Source organism: Yoonia sp. JB2-21, from assembly GCF_055693545.1.
The window spans coordinates 2704582-2722561 of sequence record NZ_JBVFUC010000001.1 but is presented as its reverse complement, the minus strand read 5'-3'; the positions used below and the strand labels follow the sequence as shown (position 1 = coordinate 2722561).

General features: G+C 58.1%; 17 protein-coding genes. 7 read left to right on the top strand and 10 right to left on the bottom strand.

Annotated elements, in window-relative coordinates:
* Positions 1–390: 390 nt before the first annotated feature.
* Positions 391–828: a BrnA antitoxin family protein gene (locus ACZ1G5_RS13675; RefSeq protein WP_472733365.1), complete on the bottom strand. Its 438-nt coding sequence runs from the start codon at positions 826–828 to the stop codon at positions 391–393.
* 168 nt (positions 829–996) lie between these two features.
* On the opposite strand from ACZ1G5_RS13675, the gene ACZ1G5_RS13670 reads away from it, so the two are divergent.
* Entirely contained in the window at positions 997–2115 is a 1119-nt protein-coding gene (locus ACZ1G5_RS13670) for a beta-ketoacyl-ACP synthase III (protein ID WP_472733364.1), read from the top strand.
* An 83-nt stretch (positions 2116–2198) separates the two neighbouring features.
* Here the strand turns inward: ACZ1G5_RS13670 and arsH are convergent, their stop codons facing one another.
* On the bottom strand, positions 2199–2912 hold the full coding sequence (gene arsH / locus ACZ1G5_RS13665) for an arsenical resistance protein ArsH (RefSeq protein ID WP_472733363.1): 714 nt from the start codon (positions 2910–2912) through the stop codon (positions 2199–2201).
* Positions 2912–3361 carry a hypothetical protein gene (locus ACZ1G5_RS13660; RefSeq protein WP_472733362.1) on the bottom strand — a complete coding sequence of 150 codons (450 nt, stop codon included), beginning with the start codon at positions 3359–3361 and terminating at the stop codon, positions 2912–2914. Before ACZ1G5_RS13660 ends, arsH begins: the two co-directional genes overlap by 1 nt.
* Positions 3362–3628: 267 nt before the next feature.
* Between ACZ1G5_RS13660 and ACZ1G5_RS13655 the strand changes: the two genes are divergently transcribed.
* Entirely contained in the window at positions 3629–4228 is a 600-nt protein-coding gene (locus ACZ1G5_RS13655; protein WP_472733361.1) for a thymidine kinase, read from the top strand.
* A 47-nt stretch (positions 4229–4275) separates the two neighbouring features.
* Here the strand turns inward: ACZ1G5_RS13655 and ACZ1G5_RS13650 are convergent, their stop codons facing one another.
* The gene (locus tag ACZ1G5_RS13650) at positions 4276–6468 is read right to left on the bottom strand and encodes a primosomal protein N' (RefSeq protein ID WP_472733360.1); all 2193 of its coding nucleotides are present in this window, start codon (positions 6466–6468) and stop codon (positions 4276–4278) included.
* 83 nt (positions 6469–6551) lie between these two features.
* Here ACZ1G5_RS13650 and fsa point away from each other — a divergent pair, with 83 nt between their 5' ends.
* The 4 genes from fsa to ACZ1G5_RS13630 all read left to right on the top strand — a co-directional run bounded on the left by fsa (position 6552) and on the right by ACZ1G5_RS13630 (position 9709).
* Complete coding sequence (gene fsa / locus ACZ1G5_RS13645) at positions 6552–7205, top strand: fructose-6-phosphate aldolase (RefSeq protein ID WP_472733359.1); 654 nt, start codon at positions 6552–6554, stop codon at positions 7203–7205.
* Positions 7206–7359: 154 nt separating this feature from the next.
* The gene (locus ACZ1G5_RS13640) at positions 7360–8052 is read left to right on the top strand and encodes a DUF484 family protein (RefSeq protein ID WP_472733358.1); all 693 of its coding nucleotides are present in this window, start codon (positions 7360–7362) and stop codon (positions 8050–8052) included.
* 1 nt (position 8053) lies between these two features.
* Entirely contained in the window at positions 8054–8968 is a 915-nt protein-coding gene (locus tag ACZ1G5_RS13635) for a tyrosine recombinase XerC (RefSeq protein ID WP_472733357.1), read from the top strand.
* A 42-nt stretch (positions 8969–9010) separates the two neighbouring features.
* Entirely contained in the window at positions 9011–9709 is a 699-nt protein-coding gene (locus ACZ1G5_RS13630) for a CDP-alcohol phosphatidyltransferase family protein (protein ID WP_472733356.1), read from the top strand.
* Here the strand turns inward: ACZ1G5_RS13630 and ACZ1G5_RS13625 are convergent.
* Genes ACZ1G5_RS13625 through ileS form a run of 3 tightly spaced genes read right to left on the bottom strand, consistent with a single transcriptional unit; the run spans position 9706 to position 13486 of the window.
* Entirely contained in the window at positions 9706–10155 is a 450-nt protein-coding gene (locus tag ACZ1G5_RS13625; protein WP_472733355.1) for a methylated-DNA--[protein]-cysteine S-methyltransferase, read from the bottom strand. The two genes, ACZ1G5_RS13630 and ACZ1G5_RS13625, sit on opposite strands and share 4 nt — an antisense overlap.
* Positions 10152–10610, bottom strand: a complete 459-nt coding sequence (locus tag ACZ1G5_RS13620) for a PaaI family thioesterase (RefSeq protein ID WP_472733354.1) — start codon at positions 10608–10610, stop codon at positions 10152–10154. The genes ACZ1G5_RS13625 and ACZ1G5_RS13620 overlap by 4 nt, the downstream gene beginning before the upstream one ends.
* Entirely contained in the window at positions 10589–13486 is a 2898-nt protein-coding gene (ileS, locus tag ACZ1G5_RS13615; protein ID WP_472733353.1) for an isoleucine--tRNA ligase, read from the bottom strand. Before ileS ends, ACZ1G5_RS13620 begins: the two co-directional genes overlap by 22 nt.
* Positions 13487–13750: 264 nt before the next feature.
* Between ileS and ACZ1G5_RS13610 the strand changes: the two genes are divergently transcribed.
* Positions 13751–14932: an FAD-dependent oxidoreductase gene (locus ACZ1G5_RS13610; protein WP_472733352.1), complete on the top strand. Its 1182-nt coding sequence runs from the start codon at positions 13751–13753 to the stop codon at positions 14930–14932.
* Here ACZ1G5_RS13610 and ACZ1G5_RS13605 read toward each other — a convergent pair.
* From ACZ1G5_RS13605 to hisC, 3 genes are read right to left on the bottom strand one after another with little or no spacing between them, the layout of a single operon-like run.
* Complete coding sequence (locus ACZ1G5_RS13605) at positions 14929–15843, bottom strand: extensin-like domain-containing protein (RefSeq protein ID WP_472733351.1); 915 nt, start codon at positions 15841–15843, stop codon at positions 14929–14931. The two genes, ACZ1G5_RS13610 and ACZ1G5_RS13605, sit on opposite strands and share 4 nt — an antisense overlap.
* On the bottom strand, positions 15843–16766 hold the full coding sequence (locus ACZ1G5_RS13600; protein WP_472733350.1) for a prephenate/arogenate dehydrogenase family protein: 924 nt from the start codon (positions 16764–16766) through the stop codon (positions 15843–15845). Before ACZ1G5_RS13600 ends, ACZ1G5_RS13605 begins: the two co-directional genes overlap by 1 nt.
* Positions 16763–17851 carry a histidinol-phosphate transaminase gene (gene hisC, locus ACZ1G5_RS13595; RefSeq protein ID WP_472734339.1) on the bottom strand — a complete coding sequence of 363 codons (1089 nt, stop codon included), beginning with the start codon at positions 17849–17851 and terminating at the stop codon, positions 16763–16765. The genes ACZ1G5_RS13600 and hisC overlap by 4 nt, the downstream gene beginning before the upstream one ends.
* Between the last annotated feature and the right edge of the window lie 129 nt (positions 17852–17980).

Below are 17980 nucleotides of genomic sequence, written 5' to 3'. Positions count from 1 at the left end.
ATATACGCCTTATGACGCATAAACGGTTAACAAACCGTGCGCGTTCTGGCGCGTACAGTGAATCGTATGCCACGTCAACAAGATGAGTCAATGTCATTGCTTTGTGGCGACAATGTGAAGCGAACGGACGGTGGTATAGTAAAGTGGCCATTATCTTCACATCTTGTTGGTTTGCCTTGGCAGTATAGCACATAAGTGTATCGACGCATAATTCAAAGAATTTGCTAGCTTGAGTGGGGCTTTCCAAGCGCTCCCCGACATATTCAACTCAAACTATTCAGTTCTGTATTGATGCTATGTGCGTACCCCTGTTGGCATTTGAGCCACCCGTGTAATCCCAAATTTGATAGATATGCTAGTCAGTTGACTAAGCAAAACAGCGCTTAACTCTCACCCCTCCGCCTCATCCCGCGCCAGCCTTTCTCGCATCACCGCCTCGGCGTCACGCACGCCGCCCCACGCGGGCCGCTCTTCCCGCGTTTTATCCAACCGCTCTGGATGCAGCACGTAATCCGTCGTGTCCGGCCCCTCCACAATCCCCGCCAGCCGGTAGTGCATGAACGTCCGCAACACCCGGTTCATCCGGGGTTGATACCCTTCCCCCATCGCCTTGAAGAACTTCACCACATCAGCATCCAGCCGGATCGTCACCGGCACCTTCTTGGGATCGCGCCGGTCTTCGTCTTGCCAGATCTCATCCCATTCGCGCGGCAGGCACCGCAATTTCATCGCCACCGAATGCAGGTCGTATTCAATCATCCGCCGCGCGTCGATGGCATAGCCCCAGTTGATCCGCTGGGTCTTGGTCATGTCTTTGGGTTCAGTCATCAGCGCTCTCCTTTTTGCGGCCCAAATTGCCCCCAAAAGGTAAAGCCCGTGATGACGCGGCGTACGTACAGTGTCTGTACGCTGTATGTACAGGGTCTGTACGCCGCGTTCCGGTGGACATTCCCGCCCCACTCGCCCTAGGGTGGTTGGGCTAATTTGGGGGTCCGCATGCATCACGTCGCTATCACAGGAACCGGGGTTTTCACCCCCTCGCAGATCATCACGAATGATGAATTGGTCGCAGCCTTCAACGCCTATGCCGACCTATGGAACGCTGAAAATGCGGCTGCGATTGCCGCAGGCCGGGTCGAGGCCAAGACCCATTCCTCCAGTGATTTCATCGTCGCCGCATCCGGGATTGAGCAGCGCTATGTCCTTGATAAAGAAGGCGTTCTTGATCCTGCGCGCATGTTTCCGAAATTCGCAGCACGCCCTGATGATGAACCCGGCTACATGGCTGAAATCGGCGTGGACGCCGCACAAAAAGCACTGTCAGAGGCGGGCGTCAAAGCCGCCGAGGTTGATCTGGTGATCTGTGCGGCGTCCAATATGGAGCGCGCCTATCCCGCAATTGCCGTGGAAATTCAACAGCTTCTGGGTGCCGGTGGCTTTGCCTTCGACATGAATGTCGCCTGTTCCAGCGCCACTTTCGGTATCCAGACCGCCGCCGATATGATCCGCGCAGGCTCGATCCGCCGCGCGCTGGTCATCAACCCAGAGATTTGTTCCGCCCATCTGGAATGGCGCGACCGCGATTGTCATTTCATCTTTGGTGATGTGGCGACAGCGACCCTGCTGGAACGTGACGAGGCCCTTGATAGGCCGAAATTCAAAGTCCTCTCCACCCGCTGCGCCACTCAATTCAGCAATAATATCCGCAACAATAACGGCTACTTACGCCGCACACAGGATCATATGGAAGACCGCCGCGACATGCAGTTCATGCAAAACGGGCGCAAGGTGTTCAAAGAGGTGCTGCCGCTGGTCAGCAAACATATTGCCGATCATATGAAGGACGAAAACATCGCCGCCGCCGACCTGCGCCGCCTTTGGCTGCATCAGGCCAATAAGACGATGAATGACTATATCGGCAAAAAGGTTCTGGGCCGCACACCCGAACCGGATGAGCAGCCCAATATTTTGCAGGACTACGCCAATACCTCATCGGCGGGGTCGATCATTGCTTTTTCCAAGCATTCCAATGATATGGCACCAGGCGACAAAGGGTTGATCTGTTCCTTCGGCGCAGGCTATTCCGTAGGCTCTGTCATCGTCGAACGTGCCTGAAGGTCAAATCAAATGAAGCTTATTCTTGCCGCCACACTCCTGCTGACACTCGCCGCTTGCGGTGTGCCCTTCGTGCCGCTGATCTAACCAGACACCCGTTTGTGCACATCTTCCAGGGTCTCGACCCGCTCAGAGTAACGATCGGTCAGCATCGCACTGCGCCCGCGTGTCATCACGGTAAAGCGCGCCAATTCTTCCATCACATCGACGATCCGATTGTAGAGGGATGAGGGCTTCATCCGCCCGCCTTGAAATTCTTTCCAGGCCATCGGCACGGACGATTGGTTTGGGATCGTGATCAACCGCATCCAGCGCCCCAATATGCGCATCTGATTGACAGTATTGAAAGATTGCGACCCGCCCGAGACCTGCATCACCGCCAGCGTTTTGCCCTGCGTGGGCCCGATGCCCCCGATGGGTGCCAGTGGCAGCCAGTCGATCTGCGTTTTCATGATCCCGGTCATAGCCCCATGTCGTTCCGGGCTGGACCAAACCATGCCTTCCGACCAAAGCGCCAGTTCACGCAGTTCCGCCACCTTGGGGTGATCGACATCTGCATCATCGGGCAAAGGCAGGCCTGAGGGGTTGAAGAACCGCGTCTCGCAGCCCAGCGCACGCAGTACACGCGCGCCTTCTTCGGCACAAAGGCGAGAATAGCTGGCGTCGCGCAAAGACCCGTAGAGCAATAAGATACGCGGCGGATGCCGCGGTGCATCCTCACCAGCCAGCGCAGCAATATCCAGCGGCATCAACGCACCGGGCACCAGATTGGGCATATCGCTGATGTCGATCTCCATCAGGACGCTTCGTCAAGATGCAACTTCATATCAATAAGAACCTGCTGCAGCGACGTCGTCTCGCGCAGCATGCGCTTTGCTTCATTAATCGTGATGACACCGTCAGCGATGGACTGATTGTATTCGGCCATCAGCATCGCAAATCGCTGGCTCAGCTTGATCACATCAGTATTGATCTCGCCTTCGCTATTCGCCTTTGCCGTGTCGTAGGACATCGTGACACCGCGCAACTCCGCCAAGGCCGACGTGACATGCGGATAGGATGCCGCAGCTTCAAGCGCCGCAACCGCGTCGACTGGCATGAAACGATCGGCATGTTCCGGACTGTCCGAATAGTAACGACCAAGCGTGGCCTTCGATTTGCCTGTCAACTCACAAGCCGCCTCTATGCCAACATCTTTGACCAGTGCCTCAGTATGTTTCTTGAGGTATCCGCCGTTTCCCGCCATCCGTGTGCTCCATCCTCGCGCTGCTGCCGTTGCGGCAGGGGAAAATTACTTCCTTATTCCCATAATACCCCAATGCCCTGTGTTGCAAAAAGAATCCAGTCTCGCGTTTGTTGAGACCTGTTCACGAGTGTCGTTCCAGGTGGTGCGAAGTGTTTGGATCGCGATCCGCAATTTGGCGAATAGCTGCAGCTATTCGCCTACTGCCCTGCCACTCGACCTGCCGTGTTGGCCTTGCAAACGTAGCGAGGACAACGCTAATCAACGGCTATGGCAAAACTATATTTCAACTACTCCACCATGAACGCCGGCAAGTCGACGGTACTGCTGCAAGCCTCGCACAACTATATTGAGCGTGGGATGCAGACCTATCTGCTGATTGCGCGGTTTGATGACAGGGCGGGCACCGGCCGTATTGGCAGTCGTATCGGGATCGGTGCCGACGCCGACACCTTTGGTGCCGAGGATGATCTGTTCGACATGATTGCAAAACGTTTGGACGCCGGCCCCTGCGCCTGTGTTTTCTTGGACGAGGCGCATTTCATGACGGCCGATCACGTCTGGCAGTTGGCCCGCGCGGTAGACGACCTTAATGTTCCGGTGATGACTTATGGGCTGCGCGTCGATTTCCGGGGGCGCTTGTTTCCTGCCTCCGCGTCCTTGCTCGCCTTGGCAGATGAAATGCGTGAAGTACGCACAATCTGCCATTGCGGGAAAAAAGCCACGATGGTCGTGCGCAAGGATGAGGCGGGCAATGTGCTGGCCTCTGGCGATCAGATCGTGGTGGGTGGAAACGAGCGTTATGTCTCGCTTTGTCGCCGTCATTGGCGCGAAGAAATGGGCGACAACGCCGACCCCAATCGCAACTAAACCAATATCATCTTGCGCCCTAAACTCCCGCCGGAGGCTCCGGAGCGCTAATAGAAACTCTGCGGGTCGATATCGATGGACAGCCGCAGATTTGTTGGCAATCGGAACTGCCGCGTCCATTTCGACAGTGCCTGCTGCAAGGGCGCTGCCTTTTCCGCCTTCACCAATAGCCTGACCCGATGCCGCCCCCTCACTCGTGCAATCGGTGCGGGTGCCGGCCCAAAAACCTGCGCGCCAATCTGGCGCAAAGGTCCGTCCATGCGCGCCATCTCTGACCCTAGATCAAAGACCTCCTGCACGTTTGGGCTGCTCAGAATGATGCCAGCCATGCGCCCATAAGGCGGCACGCTTGCGGCTTTGCGTTCTTCGGCCTCGGCTTTCCAAAAACTCTCTTCATCCCCTGCCAAAATCGCCCGGATGACCGCATGTTCAGGTTGATAGGTTTGCAGCAAAGCCTCACCGGGTGTTTCCGCGCGCCCGGCCCGACCCGCCACTTGGCGCATCAGTTGAAAGGTGCGTTCAGCCGCACGCAGGTCCGAGCCTTGCAAACCAAGGTCCGCGTCAATGACCCCCACCAAGGTCAACAAAGGAAAATTATGCCCTTTGGCGACCAACTGCGTACCGATGATAATATCCGTCCCGCCTTCTGCGATCTCTTCGATATGCGCCTTCATCGCGCGGGCCGAACCATAAAGATCAGACGACAGCACCGCGATCCGCGCATCGGGGAACAGCGCTGTGACCTCTTCGCCCATCCGCTCCACGCCGGGGCCGACCGCGCTCAACCGGTCCTCGGCGGCGCAACTGGGGCAGACCGTTGGCATCGGTTTCGTTTCGCCGCATTGGTGGCACATCAACCGTTTGAGAAACCGGTGTTCCACCATCCGCGCATCACACTGGTCGCAGCCAATCTGATGCCCGCAAGCCCGGCACAGCGTGATCGGCGCATAGCCGCGTCGATTGAGAAAGATCAGCGATTGCTCACCCTTATCCAGCCGCGCTTGAATGGCATCGCGTAGGGTGGGTGAAACCCACGTCCCCCCCGGGACGTCCTCCACCCGCATATCAATGGCATCCATTTTCGGCATGACCGCAGCGCCAAAGCGCGAGGTCAATTCCAGCCGCTGATACTTGCCTGCATCTGCGTTTGCCCAACTTTCCAACGACGGCGTGGCAGAGGCCAGCACCACCTGCGCGCCATTGATCGCAGCACGCAGCACGGCCATGTCGCGCGCGTTATACAGCACGCCGTCCTCTTGCTTATAAGACGTATCGTGCTCCTCATCGACGACGATCAGGCCAAGGTTCTGATAGGGCAAAAACAGCGCTGACCGCGCGCCCACGACCAATTGCGCATCCCCCTGCCCGACCATCCGCCAACAGCGACGGCGTTCGGTCATCGTGACGCCTGAATGCCACTCGGCAGGTTTCATCCCGAACCGCGATTCAACCCGGTTGATAAATTCACCCGACAGGGCAATTTCCGGCAACAGCACCAAGGCCTGCCGCCCCATGCGCAGACATTCGGCCACAGCCTCAAGGTAGACTTCGGTTTTGCCGGACCCTGTGACACCTTTCAACAAAGTCGTGCCGTAGGCATCGGACCGCAACGCGGCCCGCAGGCTCTCGGCACCGGCTGCCTGATCCGCGCTCAGTTCTTTGCCGCCATAGTCAGGGTCAAGACGCGGGTAAGCTGTATCACGGGGCGCTTCTTCTTCGCGCACAGCCCCCTGCTTGACCAAACCCTTCACGACTGATGTTCCCACATCCGCCATTTCGGCCAATTCGCGCAAGGTAAACGACAACCCGCCATAGTCGCGCAGCACGGCCAGTACCTTTTCACGCGCACCCGTCATCCGGTCGGGTTCCCGATCGCCCAACCGATAGATTTTGCGCATGGATTGCGGATCACCCAAACCCGGCGCGCGGGTGCCAAGACGCAGCATCGCAGGCATCGGCGTCAGGGTATATTCGGCAGCGCGGGTCAAAAAACCGCGCATCTCATCACGCATCGGGGCCACATCCAACACGCGGATCACCGACCTGATCTTGGATCGGTCATAGTCGCCCTTGCCCTGCCCCCAGATCACACCCAAAACCTTGCGCGGACCCAGCGGCACCTCGACAAAGGCCCCTAGATGGCAACCGCCTTCGGGCGCCTTGTAATCCAACAGCCGATCCAGCGGTTGGGTCGTCAAAACCCCCACTAAATCGCCTTCATGGAAAAAGCTGTCTGTCATATCCGCCTTAAAGGGTTTCCGCCCGTTCCCCAATCAGGTAAACGCTGGGCCAACAAACACCAACCCATTGCCGGAGTGAAGAGATGAAGTTTTTCGTAGACACAGCCGAGATCGACCAGATCAAAGAACTCAATGACCTTGGGATGGTCGATGGGGTCACGACGAACCCATCCCTGATCGCCAAATCCGGGCGCGATATTCTGGAAGTGACCAAGGAAATCTGTTCCATCGTCTCTGGCCCAGTTTCCGCAGAAGTGGTCGCACTTGAGGCCGACGACATGCTGGCCGAAGGGCGCAAACTGGCCAAGATCGCAGACAACATCGCCGTGAAAGTGCCACTGACATGGGCGGGTCTGAAAACCTGTAAGACATTGTCCGACGATGGGATCATGGTCAACGTCACCCTGTGCTTCTCTGCCAACCAGGCGCTGCTGGCGGCCAAGGCCGGTGCAACCTTTATTAGCCCCTTCATCGGGCGTCTGGACGACATCAACATTGATGGTCTGGAACTGATCGAAGACATTCGCACGATCTATGACAACTACGGGTTTGAGACGAACATTCTGGCCGCCTCGATCCGCACCGCCAACCACATGAGCGAATGCGCGAAAATCGGTGCGGACGTCTGCACAGCGCCGCCAAATGTAATCAAGGCAATGGCGAACCACGTGCTGACCGATAAAGGTCTGGCTGCGTTTATGGCGGATGCCGAAAAGGCGGGTATCAAGATCGTTTAGGCCGATGATCAGGTAAGGTGGATCATGATCCACCTTACGCCCCAGTGCAGGGTGGGCAAATCTGCCACGCCCCACGCCCTCTCCCAAAAAAGCATAAGACACGCCCCGCAACCCTCTGCTAACTTGCAAAAAAACGAAAAAGCAGAGCAGGCAAATGAACCAAACAGTGATGGCCGATGACCTTCGTGAGAAGATCATCGCAAACCCCGATTTTCTTTTGGAAGACGCAGATGTGATGCGCGCCCTTGTGGGCAGCACCGACAGTCAAAATGGCAATATCGTTGATTTGCGCTCTGTCGCAATGGAACGGCTGGAGGCACGTTTTGACCGGCTTGAAGATACGCATCGCAATGTGATCGCCGCCGCCTATGACAATCTGGCAGGTACAAACCAGGTGCACCGCGCGATCCTGCGGATGATGGATGCGACAACATTTGAACAATTCCTGACCGACCTGAGCGGCGAAGTCGCGGACATCCTGCGCGTCGATGCGATCCGACTGGTTCTGGAAAGCAACCTGCCGGAAGCGCAAAGTAATGCCGGTGCCACCGTGGCCATTATGCCGGAGAACTATGTCGACGGGTACATTACTTTGGGCCGCAATATGCCGGCACGCCAGATCACCCTGCGCGAGTTTCACAAGGTCGGTGGCAGCCTTTATGGCGCGCGCGCTGAATACATCAAATCAGAGGCATGCCTGAAGGTGGACCTTGGCCCCGACCAACTGCCCGCGATGCTGGTGATGGGCAGCGAAGACCCACAATTGTTTACACCGCAGCAAGGCACTGATCTGCTGACCTTCTTTGCGGGGGTTTTCGAACGGGTCGTCCGCCGCTGGTTGGCGTAACATGATCGCCCCCGCCCTGTCGGACGCTTTGGGCGCTTGGCTGGCGGGTCAGCGCGCCCTTGCGGGTGCAGCAGAGAATACGCTGAAAGCCTATCAAACCGATGTCTTGGGGTTTCTGGCCTTTATGACCCAATATCATGGGGAGCGTCAGGGCCTCGGCCCCATTGCCCGTGTCACGGTCCGCGACATGCGCGCCTGGATGGCGCATGAGCGCGGTCGCGGTGTTGGCGCGCGGTCATTGGCGCGGTCCTTGTCGGCGGTGAAATCCTTCTATCGCTGGCTGGCTGAGCGCGAAGGGTTTGAACCTACAGCAGTCCTCTCTACGCGTGCCCCCAAGTTTCAACGAAAGCTCCCACGACCGCTTGAGGTCGACACCGCGTCGGCCATGATCGAAACGGTCCAGATGCAGGCCAACGAACCTTGGGTCGCCGCGCGGGACGCGGCCGTTGTGACCTTGCTTTATGGCTGTGGCTTGCGGATATCAGAGGCCTTGGGCCTGACCGGCGCGGACGTGCCCCTGCCTGACGTTCTGCGCATTGTTGGGAAAGGCGGCAAGGAACGCGTCGTCCCGGTGATTGATGCGGCACGTGACGCGACCAACGCCTATTTGGACCTATGCCCCTATGCCTCAAAACAAGATCACCCTGTCTTTCGCGCCGTCCGCGGTGGGCCCCTGTCACCGCGCGCCATTCAAAAGGTGATGGAACAAGCCCGCTTGCAATTGGGCCTGCCAGCCACGGCAACACCACATGCAATGCGCCATTCTTTTGCGACACATCTGCTGGCAGCTGGTGGCGATTTACGCGCGATCCAGGAACTTTTGGGTCATGCGTCGCTTTCAACGACCCAAGCTTATACTGCGGTCGACAGCGCACATTTGATGTCTGTCTATGAAAAGGCCCATCCGAAAGCCTGACAAACGGTTGCCCAACGGGCCGTTTTCCATCATGACGATTTGATGACACTTCGCGCCAAAGCTCTCCTTGTTCACCTGCTCACCGCAACCGGTGCTGTTTTCGCAATGCTTGCGATGTTGGCAGCCGTCGAAGAACAGTGGAGCCTGATGTTTCTTTGGCTTGTTGTGGCCTTCTTTGTGGATGGCATCGACGGTCCGTTGGCGCGCCGCTATGACGTCAAAGCCAACGCGCCTGCCTTTGATGGTGTGCTGCTGGATCTGATCATCGACTATCTGACTTACGTCTTTGTACCTGCCTATGCCCTGTTCAAATCCGGGCTGTTGCCAGGCTGGACGGGATGGTTTGCGATTATCATTATCACCTTTGCTTCAGCCATGTATTTCGCCGACACCCGCATGAAAACGAAGGATAATTCCTTTTCCGGCTTTCCCGGATGCTGGAACATGCTGGTCTTGGTTATTTTCGCGCTCCAGCCCAATTTCTGGGTCTCGCTGATCCTTGTGGGCAGCCTCGCGGTAACAATGTTTGTCCCGCTCAAGTTCGTGCATCCCGTACGGACCGAACGCTGGCGCACGATCACCTTGCCTATGGCCTTGGGCTGGACCTTCTTTGCCGGCTGGGCTGCCTGGGTTGATTTCTATCCCAACAGCTGGGCGCATTGGGGATTGGTTGTGACATCGGTCTATCTGCTTTTTGCAGGGGTCGCACAGCAGATCATTCCGGCACGTCAGACGACCTAGATCAACAGACCAGCCGCCCCTTCCAGCCGCAGCAAAGCGACCTTGGCCTCGATCCCGCCTGCGCCGGAATATCCGCCCAGACCGTCAGCCGCCAAAACGCGGTGGCACGGGATAAGGATCGCAATGGGATTGGCACCACAGGCCTGTCCGATGGCTTGCGCCGACACACCAAGTTCCTTCGCCAAGTCGCCATAGGTCCGTGTTTCGCCGTAAGGAATGGCGCAAAGAGCGGCGTAGAAGCGTTGCTGAAATGCCGATCCACGCGGGGCAACTGGCGTTTGAAACCGTTTCAGATCACCTGCGAAATAGGCGGCCATTTCCGCGCTGACCTGCGCAAACAACGGCCCTTCGGTCAGATTGCCGCAGCGCCCCCAAATCAGTTCGGTCACTGCGCCATCTGCCGCATGCACGCCCAGCGCACCAACGGGAGAGGACCCGCAAATCATGGTTTCAGCCCGCGCACCGCCATCATTGTCGCTGTGATCGTGGCGATCTTGGTTTCCTTGTCGCCATCGACAGCAATCGCGCACCCTTCGGTGAATGTCAGCGTGCGGCCCGGTTTGATGACCTCGCCTTCAAACCGGAAAGACTGTCCGCGTGCCGGTGCCAGAAAGCTGCATTTAAATTCCACCGTCAGCACTTCGCTTTCCGCATCCATCAGGGTGAGTGCGGCAAAGCCGCAGGCGCTGTCCATGCCTGCGGTGATCGCTGCTGCATGGATGAAGCCGTGGTGTTGCGAAAATTCCGAGTTGAACGGCATGGCCAAAACCACCCGCCCCGGCGCCACATCGAAAACGGTGATCCCCATCGTGCGCATCGCGCCTTGGCGGTCAAAATCCGCCCGCATCCGTTCAGCCGATTGAGGATCGCCGTATTCCATCAGCCCAGCGCGTCGTTGCAACGCCCGCAGACACCTGCGTGGGCATAGGTGCCCACATCTGGCAGAATCTTCCAACAACGCTGGCATTTTTCGCCTTTCGCTTTGGCAAAGACCACCGCAACATCGGCCACTTCATCCAGACGGAAGGCCCCATCAGGGGCCACGTCGGTCGACACGACGATACCAGACGTAATGCAGAGGTCATCAAAGCTGACGCTCTCCAACAGCTTGGCGGTCTCTGCACTGACATAGACGGTTGGTGCTGCCTCTAGCGACGCACCAATAACCTTGGCGGTCCGTTCGACCTCCAACGCGCCAGTAACAACGCGGCGCACTTTGCGCACCTCGGCCCATTTGGCGGCCAGGGCTTCATCGCGCCATTCGGCAGGTGTTTCGGCAAAGTCTTCAAGGTGGATCGAGCTGTCGTCGGCGCCGAAACGTTCCAGCCAGACCTCTTCCATCGTGAAGGTCAGCATAGGTGCCAGCCATTTGGTCAACCTGTGGAACAAGATGTCCAGCACGGTGCGTGCCGCGCGGCGGCGGGTTGTGTCACCGTCACAATAAAGCGCGTCTTTGCGGATATCGAAGTAGAAGGCCGACAGTTCCACGGTGGCAAAGGTAAAGACCGCCTGAAACACGCCTTGGAAATCGTATTTGGCGTAGCCTGCGCGCACCTGCTCGTCCAACTCCGCCAAACGGTGCAGCACCCAGCGCTCCAGTTCCGGCATCTCGCTCGGTGCGACACGGTCAGCCTCGGTAAAGTCAGCCAAAGACCCCAGCATAAAACGCACCGTATTACGCAGGCGGCGATAGCTGTCAGCAACCCCTTTCAGGATTTCATCCCCGATCCGCAAGTCGGCGGTATAGTCGGACTGCGCCACCCAAAGCCGCAGGATATCCGCTCCATATTGCTTGACCACTTGTTCGGGCGCGATGGTGTTGCCGATGGATTTGGACATCTTCATGCCCTTCTGATCCAGCGTGAACCCATGCGTCAGAACCCCGCGATAAGGGGCATGGCCCATGGTCCCGCAGGCCTGCAACATCGACGAATGGAACCACCCGCGGTGCTGATCTGTGCCTTCAAGATAAAGGTCCGCCATCCCGTCCTCGGACCCATCTTCGCGGTCGCGCAGAACGAAAGCATGGGTGGATCCGCTATCAAACCAAACGTCAAGAATATCAAAGACCTGCACATAGTCTTCATGGTTCACATCATTGCCCAGGAACCGCTCTTTCGCGCCTTCCTTGTACCATGCGTCTGCGCCTTCTTCTTCAAAGGCTTGCAACACACGGGCATTCACCGCCTCATTGCGGAGCAGGTAGTCAGGGTCGGTTGGTTGGGCGTCTCTTTTCACAAAACAAGTCAACGGCACACCCCAGGCGCGCTGACGGGACAGCACCCAATCGGGCCGCGCCTCGATCATGGAATACAGGCGGTTACGGCCCGTTTGCGGGGTCCATGTCACGAATTCGTCGATAGACCGCAGCGCACGTTCGCGGATCGTGGTGCCGTAATCGTCTTGCCCATCGCCGACCGCTTTGTCGATGGCGGCAAACCATTGTGGCCGGTTCAAGCGGATGACCGGTGCCTTTGAGCGCCAGCTATGCGCATCAGAAATCGTGATGCGCTTGCGCCCCAGAAGGCCACCAACCGCGACCAGCTTTTCGATGACAACTTTATTGGCCCCGCCCGGTTTCCCATTGGGTTTCAGGATGCTTTCACCGGCAAAGAACGGCAGATCATCACGGTAAGAGCTGTCATCAAGGATGTTATAGGTCATCGGCAAGCCATGTTTGACGCCGATGGCATAGTCATCGTCACCGTGGCTGGGCGCGGTATGCACAAATCCTGTACCGGCATCGTCGGTCACGTGATCACCGGGCAGCAACGGCACGTCAAAGTCCCATTCGCCATTGGCACCCTCGGCCCCACGCAGCGGGTGCGCGCAGGTGAGCTGCGCCAATTCATCAGCTGTGACATCACGCAGGCGGCGGTACATGTCACCGTCAAGACGGCCAGCGCCAAAGGTGTCATCGGCCAGATTGTCCGCCATCACCAAGCGTTCGCCAATCGTGGCCCAGCATTCCTCTGGACGGCCTGTCACCTCATAGAGCCCATAGCTGATCGACGGCCCAAAGCAGATGGCGCGGTTTTGTGGGATGGTCCAAGGGGTTGTTGTCCAGATCATCACTTTGGCACGCTCAAAACCCTCAGGGCCTTTCACGCAAGGAAATTTCACCCAGATCGCATCGGTCTGCCGGTCGTGATATTCCACCTCTGCCTCGGCCAGCGCTGTTTTTTCAACAGGCGACCACATCACGGGCTTGGACCCCTGATAAAGCGTGCCGTTCATCAGGAATTTCTGGAATTCTTCGGCAATCACACGCTCGGCGTGGAAATTCATTGTCAGGTAAGGGTCAGCCCAATTGCCTGTGATGCCCAGACGTTTAAACTCGTCCCGTTGGATGTCGACCCAGCCTTCGGCAAACTTGCGGCACTCCTGCCGGAAATCGACGACGTTCACATCGTCCTTGTCGCGGCCCTTGGCGCGGTATTTCTCTTCGATTTTCCATTCAATCGGCAGACCGTGGCAATCCCAACCGGGGATGTAGCGGGCATCGCGGCCCATCATCTGCTGGCTGCGCACAACCATATCTTTCAGGATCTTGTTCAGCGCGTGACCGATGTGCAGGTTGCCGTTTGCATAGGGCGGGCCATCATGCAGGGTGAATGGCTTGCGCCCTTCTGCCTTTTCGCGCAGGCGGTCATAGACCCCAATCTTTTCCCAGCGCTCCAGCCATTCAGGCTCGCGCTTGGGCAATCCGGCCCGCATGGGAAAATCGGTGCGGGGCAGGTTCAGGGTTTGTTTATAGTCGGGTGTTTCGGCGCACATGGGTGGCGTCCTTCAAGCAGTCAATTCAGGAATAACGTGAGAGATCGGTGCGCACACGCAGACACCTTTTCCCGGCGGGTCTGAGGTTTCAAACCGCCGGGCAAATAATGCTTATGATCATTTCCCGCAACATGAGGCCGCTTATAGGGGCAGCGGGCAAGCGGGTAAAGCCATCTTGCCCTTTCATCATAGTCACAGAACGCATGCTGTCCCCGGCCACAATCGCGCATTGCGCAGATCGGACATCACATGCACAAGGTTCCAATGACACAGCAGATGACGATTGCTATTGCCGGTGCCGGGATTGGCGGACTGACAGCCGCAGCGCTTTTGGCCGATAGCGGCCATAAGGTTGAAATATTTGACCAATTTGACGCACCGCAACCGGTGGGGTCTGGCCTGGTTATTCAGCCGGTTGGGCAGGCCGTTCTGGATCACATCGGTGCAGGTGATGCCGCGCGGGCCATGGGCAACCCTATTCAGCGTATGCTGGGGCACGAGGCGGACAATGGCCGCAAGGTATTGAACGTCTGGTACGACAAGAAGGCACAAGGCCAGTTTGGCCTTGCCATTCATCGCGCCAGCCTGTTCGGGGCGATTTTCGACGCCGTTCAGGCGCGCGACATCACCGTCCATACGCAAAGCCGTGTGACGGCTGCACGATCGGGGATGGTGCATCTGGCCAATGGGCGGACAGTTGGCCCTTTTGATTTGATTGTTGATAGCGCCGGGGCCGGGTCCCCCTTGTCGCCACTCACATCAAAACCGCTGCCTTACGGTGCCATCTGGGGAACCGTCGACTGGCCAGACACCGACCTGCCGGAAAACCAGCTGACCCAATGCTATCGCCGGGCCGACCGGATGATCGGCGTTTTGCCCAGCGGCAGGTTGCCTGGTGATCCGGTGCCAAAAGCCGCGATCTTTTGGTCGATGCCGCGGGATAGTCATGATGCGTGGCAGAAGAGTGGTTTAGAGGCGTGGAAAGCCGAGGCCGCTGCACTGTGGCCTGACTTTGCGCCCTTTGCCGCGCAAATCCACGACGCCGCACAGATGACGATGGCGCGTTATGCGCATGGAACCTTGCGCAAACCATGGTCCCCCGGATTGGTCCACATCGGCGATGCGGCCCATAAGGCCAGCCCGCAATTGGGACAGGGGGCGAATATGGCACTGCTGGATGCGCTGGCCTTGGCCCGTGCTCTTGACGTGGCCAGCGGTGATGCCGCATTGGCCCTTTATGCCAACGCGCGCCGTTGGCATGTGATGACCTATCAGGCGATGAGTGCGGCCTTCACCCCGCAATACCAATCCGACAGCCGCTGGTTGCCTGTCTTGCGTGACCGCTTGCTTTATCCGCTGTCACAGGTCCCGCCGGGACCCCGCGCTTTGACCGCCATCGTCTGCGGCACCATGCTGCCGCCCCTGCGTGGTTTGGGGCGCGTTTAGCGACAGTATGATCCGCTACGGTAACGGGCGGTATCAAAGTGAAAATGATCACGGTGAAAGCGGTTCGCCTCTGGTCCCAGAACTGTACCAAACGGTCCGCAGGCCGCGCGCCACATCTGCCGCAGCTGCGCACCGTCATCGGACGAATTCCAATCCGTCAGCAGTGTCATCTCGGTCCCGTCGCGCAACCTGATCCCCGCGATATCAATCGCGCGCCCGAACGCATGCTCTGAGAGCCGCGCGCCGGGTTGGTTGTTGCGTGTCCGGCAGGCGTAGTGTGAAACGACACGAAGCGATGACGCGCCACCACCTTCCCCGCCGACCGCCGGCAGAACGCCCCGTTCAACCCATGTTTTAAGAGCGCGCGCAGTCGGGCAATCAATTGTCGCCTGCGGGCTCAGCGTGACGCCAGCCACAGATCGCAATTTGACAGCACCTTCGATGCCGCAAGCACCCGCTCCGTTCACGCGGCCCAGCGTCGTCCCCTGAATAGATGGATCGCCACACACTTGGCCGCGCAGGCGCGCAATGCGACGCTCTTCGGCGGCTGTCTCAATCGATGCCGGACGCAGTGACGGGCGCAATGACCGCGCAATCGCATTGGGGCTAAAGGCAAATAGCCCAATATCAGCGCGGAAGATGGGGCGGGTTTGCGCACCGATGGCCAGATCAGGACGTTCAAAGGGACGCGCCAGAGGGCGCTGGGTTGTTCCAGCCAAAACAGCCGCCGTTGAGCCCCGGGCAATCGGACGCACGGTTGTGGCGGTCGGCACCTGAACGTCAATGATCACGGGCTCCGGCGCAACCGCGTCCGGGACAGGCGCTTCAGGACGGGCAACTGGTCGCAAGAGATCCTGAGCCCCCAGCGGTACCGCCAGAAGCATGGCGACAGCAAATGCTGCCCAGCGCATCACTCTTTGCGGACTTTCGTACGACCAAAGTCGGGCGCGTCAGTGTCCTGCCCGGCCTCAATAATACCGCGGCGGATTGAGCGTGTTCGCGTAAAGTAGTCGTGCAAATGATCACCATCGCCCTGACGAATGGCCCGCTGCAACGCAAACAGCTCCTCGGTAAAGCGGCCCAGAATTTCAAGCGTCGCTTCTTTGTTGTTCAAAAACACATCGCGCCACATCACGGGGTCAGAGGCCGCAATCCGTGTAAAATCGCGAAAACCGGCGGCGGAATATTTGATCACTTCGCTATCGGTGACGCGACGCAGATCGTCAGCCACGCCCACCATCGTATAGGCAATCAGGTGTGGTGTGTGGCTCGTGACGGCCAGCACAAGATCGTGGTGATCGGCGTCCATTTGCTCGGTCAATGCGCCCAAGCCTTGCCAAAACTCTGTCAGGCGGTTGACGGCTCCGCTCTGGGCACCTTCAACTGGAACGATAATGGTGTAGCGGTTGTCAAACAGCTCGGCAAAGCCAGATCGCGGGCCAGAATGTTCTGTGCCTGCAAGCGGATGGGCGGGGATAAAATGCACGCCTTCGGGTATGTACGGGCCGACCGTATCGATCACAGTTCGTTTCACAGAACCGACGTCGCTGACGGTCGCTCCGGGTTTCAGCATCGGGCCGATTTCGCGCGCGACGCTTTCCATTGCGCCAACTGGCACGCAAAGCACCACCAGATCGGCGTCTTGCACCGCGTCAGCCGCACTATCGCAGACCTGATCACACAGACCGATTTCGCGCGCGATGTCGCGGGTCTCAGCCGAGCGGGCGTAGCCTACGATTTCGCCGGCCAGATTGGCGCGTCGCATGGCATGGCACATGGAAGAGGCGATCAAGCCAAGCCCGATCAGCGCAACACGGTCATAGATTTGCGTCATTCCGCGGCCCCTTTGAACTGCCCAACGGCATGCGCCACCCGGCGGCAAGCGCTTTCATCGCCCACCGTGATCCGCAAGCAATGTGGCAGGCCGTATCCTGCAACGCGGCGGACGATGATACCCGCGCTGCGCAAGTGATCGTCACATGCATTCGCTTCGGCCTCGTCGCTAAAGCGCGCAAGAATAAAGTTTGCGGTGGATGTATCTGACGGCACTCCAAGTTCGGCCAATGCGTTGGCCAGCCAGTCCCGCCACTTGGCATTTTCAATGCGGCATTTCGCTGTGTGATCTGTATCCCGCACGGCAGCTTCTGCCGCCGCCAATGCCGCAGCGGACAAGTTGAACGGCCCTCTGATCCGGTTCAACACATCGATCACGGCTTGCGGTCCATACCCCCAACCAACGCGCATACCGCCCAGACCATAGATTTTTGAAAAGGTGCGCGACATCACAACATTCTCGCGCGCTTCGACCAATGCTTTGCCCGCGTCGAACCCATCGACAAACTCGGCATAAGCACCATCCAAAACCAGCAAGGTCTGTTGTGGCAACCCTTCGGCCAATCGCGCAACCTCAGCATTGCCAATCATTGTGCCTGTGGGATTGGCAGGATTGGCAATGAAAACAAGCTTCGTTTTTGCGGTGCAAGCGGCAAGAATGGCATCAACGTCAACGACACGTTCATTTTCCGGTACCACAACAGGTGTCGCCCCGCACGCATGCGCATAGATCGGATACATCGAGAAACCATGTTCGGTGAAGACAACCTCATCGCCCGCACCCGCGTAGGCCTCTGCAAGAAGTTTCAGAACATCACCGGATCCCACACCGCAAAATACGCGTGCTGCGTCAACATCCCAAACTTCGGCAATCGCAGCCCGTAATGGGGCGTGGTCGGTTGATGGATAGCGGTGCAAATCATGGGTTGCACGCACCACAGCCTCTTTTGCCACATCACTGGGACCCAGCGGGTTTTCGTTCGACGAAAGCTTGAGGACATTGCTCACGCCATCAAGATGGGACGCACCGCCCTGATAAAGCGCAATGTCCAGAATACCCGGTTGCGGTTGGATGCCGTCAGCCATGAAATGTCCGTCCCCTTGTCGTTCGGCCCGTTCTATCGCCCTGTTTCGGGCAAGACCAGTGCCAAGGTGTCCGCGCGCACTTTGTCCATCCATCGCGTGTTTTTGGCAATCCCGCGAAAGCCTGCCAAT

Bases quoted from the DNA above. Each gene is read 5' to 3' on its own strand.
- ACZ1G5_RS13675 (WP_472733365.1), bottom strand. From the start codon at position 828: ATGACTGAACCCAAAGACATGACCAAGACCCAGCGGATCAACTGGGGC.
- ACZ1G5_RS13670 (WP_472733364.1), top strand. From the start codon at position 997: ATGCATCACGTCGCTATCACAGGAACCGGGGTTTTCACCCCCTCGCAG.
- arsH (WP_472733363.1), bottom strand. From the start codon at position 2,912: ATGGAGATCGACATCAGCGATATGCCCAATCTGGTGCCCGGTGCGTTG.
- ACZ1G5_RS13660 (WP_472733362.1), bottom strand. From the start codon at position 3,361: ATGGCGGGAAACGGCGGATACCTCAAGAAACATACTGAGGCACTGGTC.
- ACZ1G5_RS13655 (WP_472733361.1), top strand. From the start codon at position 3,629: ATGGCAAAACTATATTTCAACTACTCCACCATGAACGCCGGCAAGTCG.
- ACZ1G5_RS13650 (WP_472733360.1), bottom strand. From the start codon at position 6,468: ATGACAGACAGCTTTTTCCATGAAGGCGATTTAGTGGGGGTTTTGACG.
- fsa (WP_472733359.1), top strand. From the start codon at position 6,552: ATGAAGTTTTTCGTAGACACAGCCGAGATCGACCAGATCAAAGAACTC.
- ACZ1G5_RS13640 (WP_472733358.1), top strand. From the start codon at position 7,360: ATGAACCAAACAGTGATGGCCGATGACCTTCGTGAGAAGATCATCGCA.
- ACZ1G5_RS13635 (WP_472733357.1), top strand. From the start codon at position 8,054: ATGATCGCCCCCGCCCTGTCGGACGCTTTGGGCGCTTGGCTGGCGGGT.
- ACZ1G5_RS13630 (WP_472733356.1), top strand. From the start codon at position 9,011: ATGACACTTCGCGCCAAAGCTCTCCTTGTTCACCTGCTCACCGCAACC.
- ACZ1G5_RS13625 (WP_472733355.1), bottom strand. From the start codon at position 10,155: ATGATTTGCGGGTCCTCTCCCGTTGGTGCGCTGGGCGTGCATGCGGCA.
- ileS (WP_472733353.1), bottom strand. From the start codon at position 13,486: ATGTGCGCCGAAACACCCGACTATAAACAAACCCTGAACCTGCCCCGC.
- ACZ1G5_RS13610 (WP_472733352.1), top strand. From the start codon at position 13,751: ATGACACAGCAGATGACGATTGCTATTGCCGGTGCCGGGATTGGCGGA.
- ACZ1G5_RS13605 (WP_472733351.1), bottom strand. From the start codon at position 15,843: ATGCGCTGGGCAGCATTTGCTGTCGCCATGCTTCTGGCGGTACCGCTG.
- ACZ1G5_RS13600 (WP_472733350.1), bottom strand. From the start codon at position 16,766: ATGACGCAAATCTATGACCGTGTTGCGCTGATCGGGCTTGGCTTGATC.
- hisC (WP_472734339.1), bottom strand. From the start codon at position 17,851: ATGGCTGACGGCATCCAACCGCAACCGGGTATTCTGGACATTGCGCTT.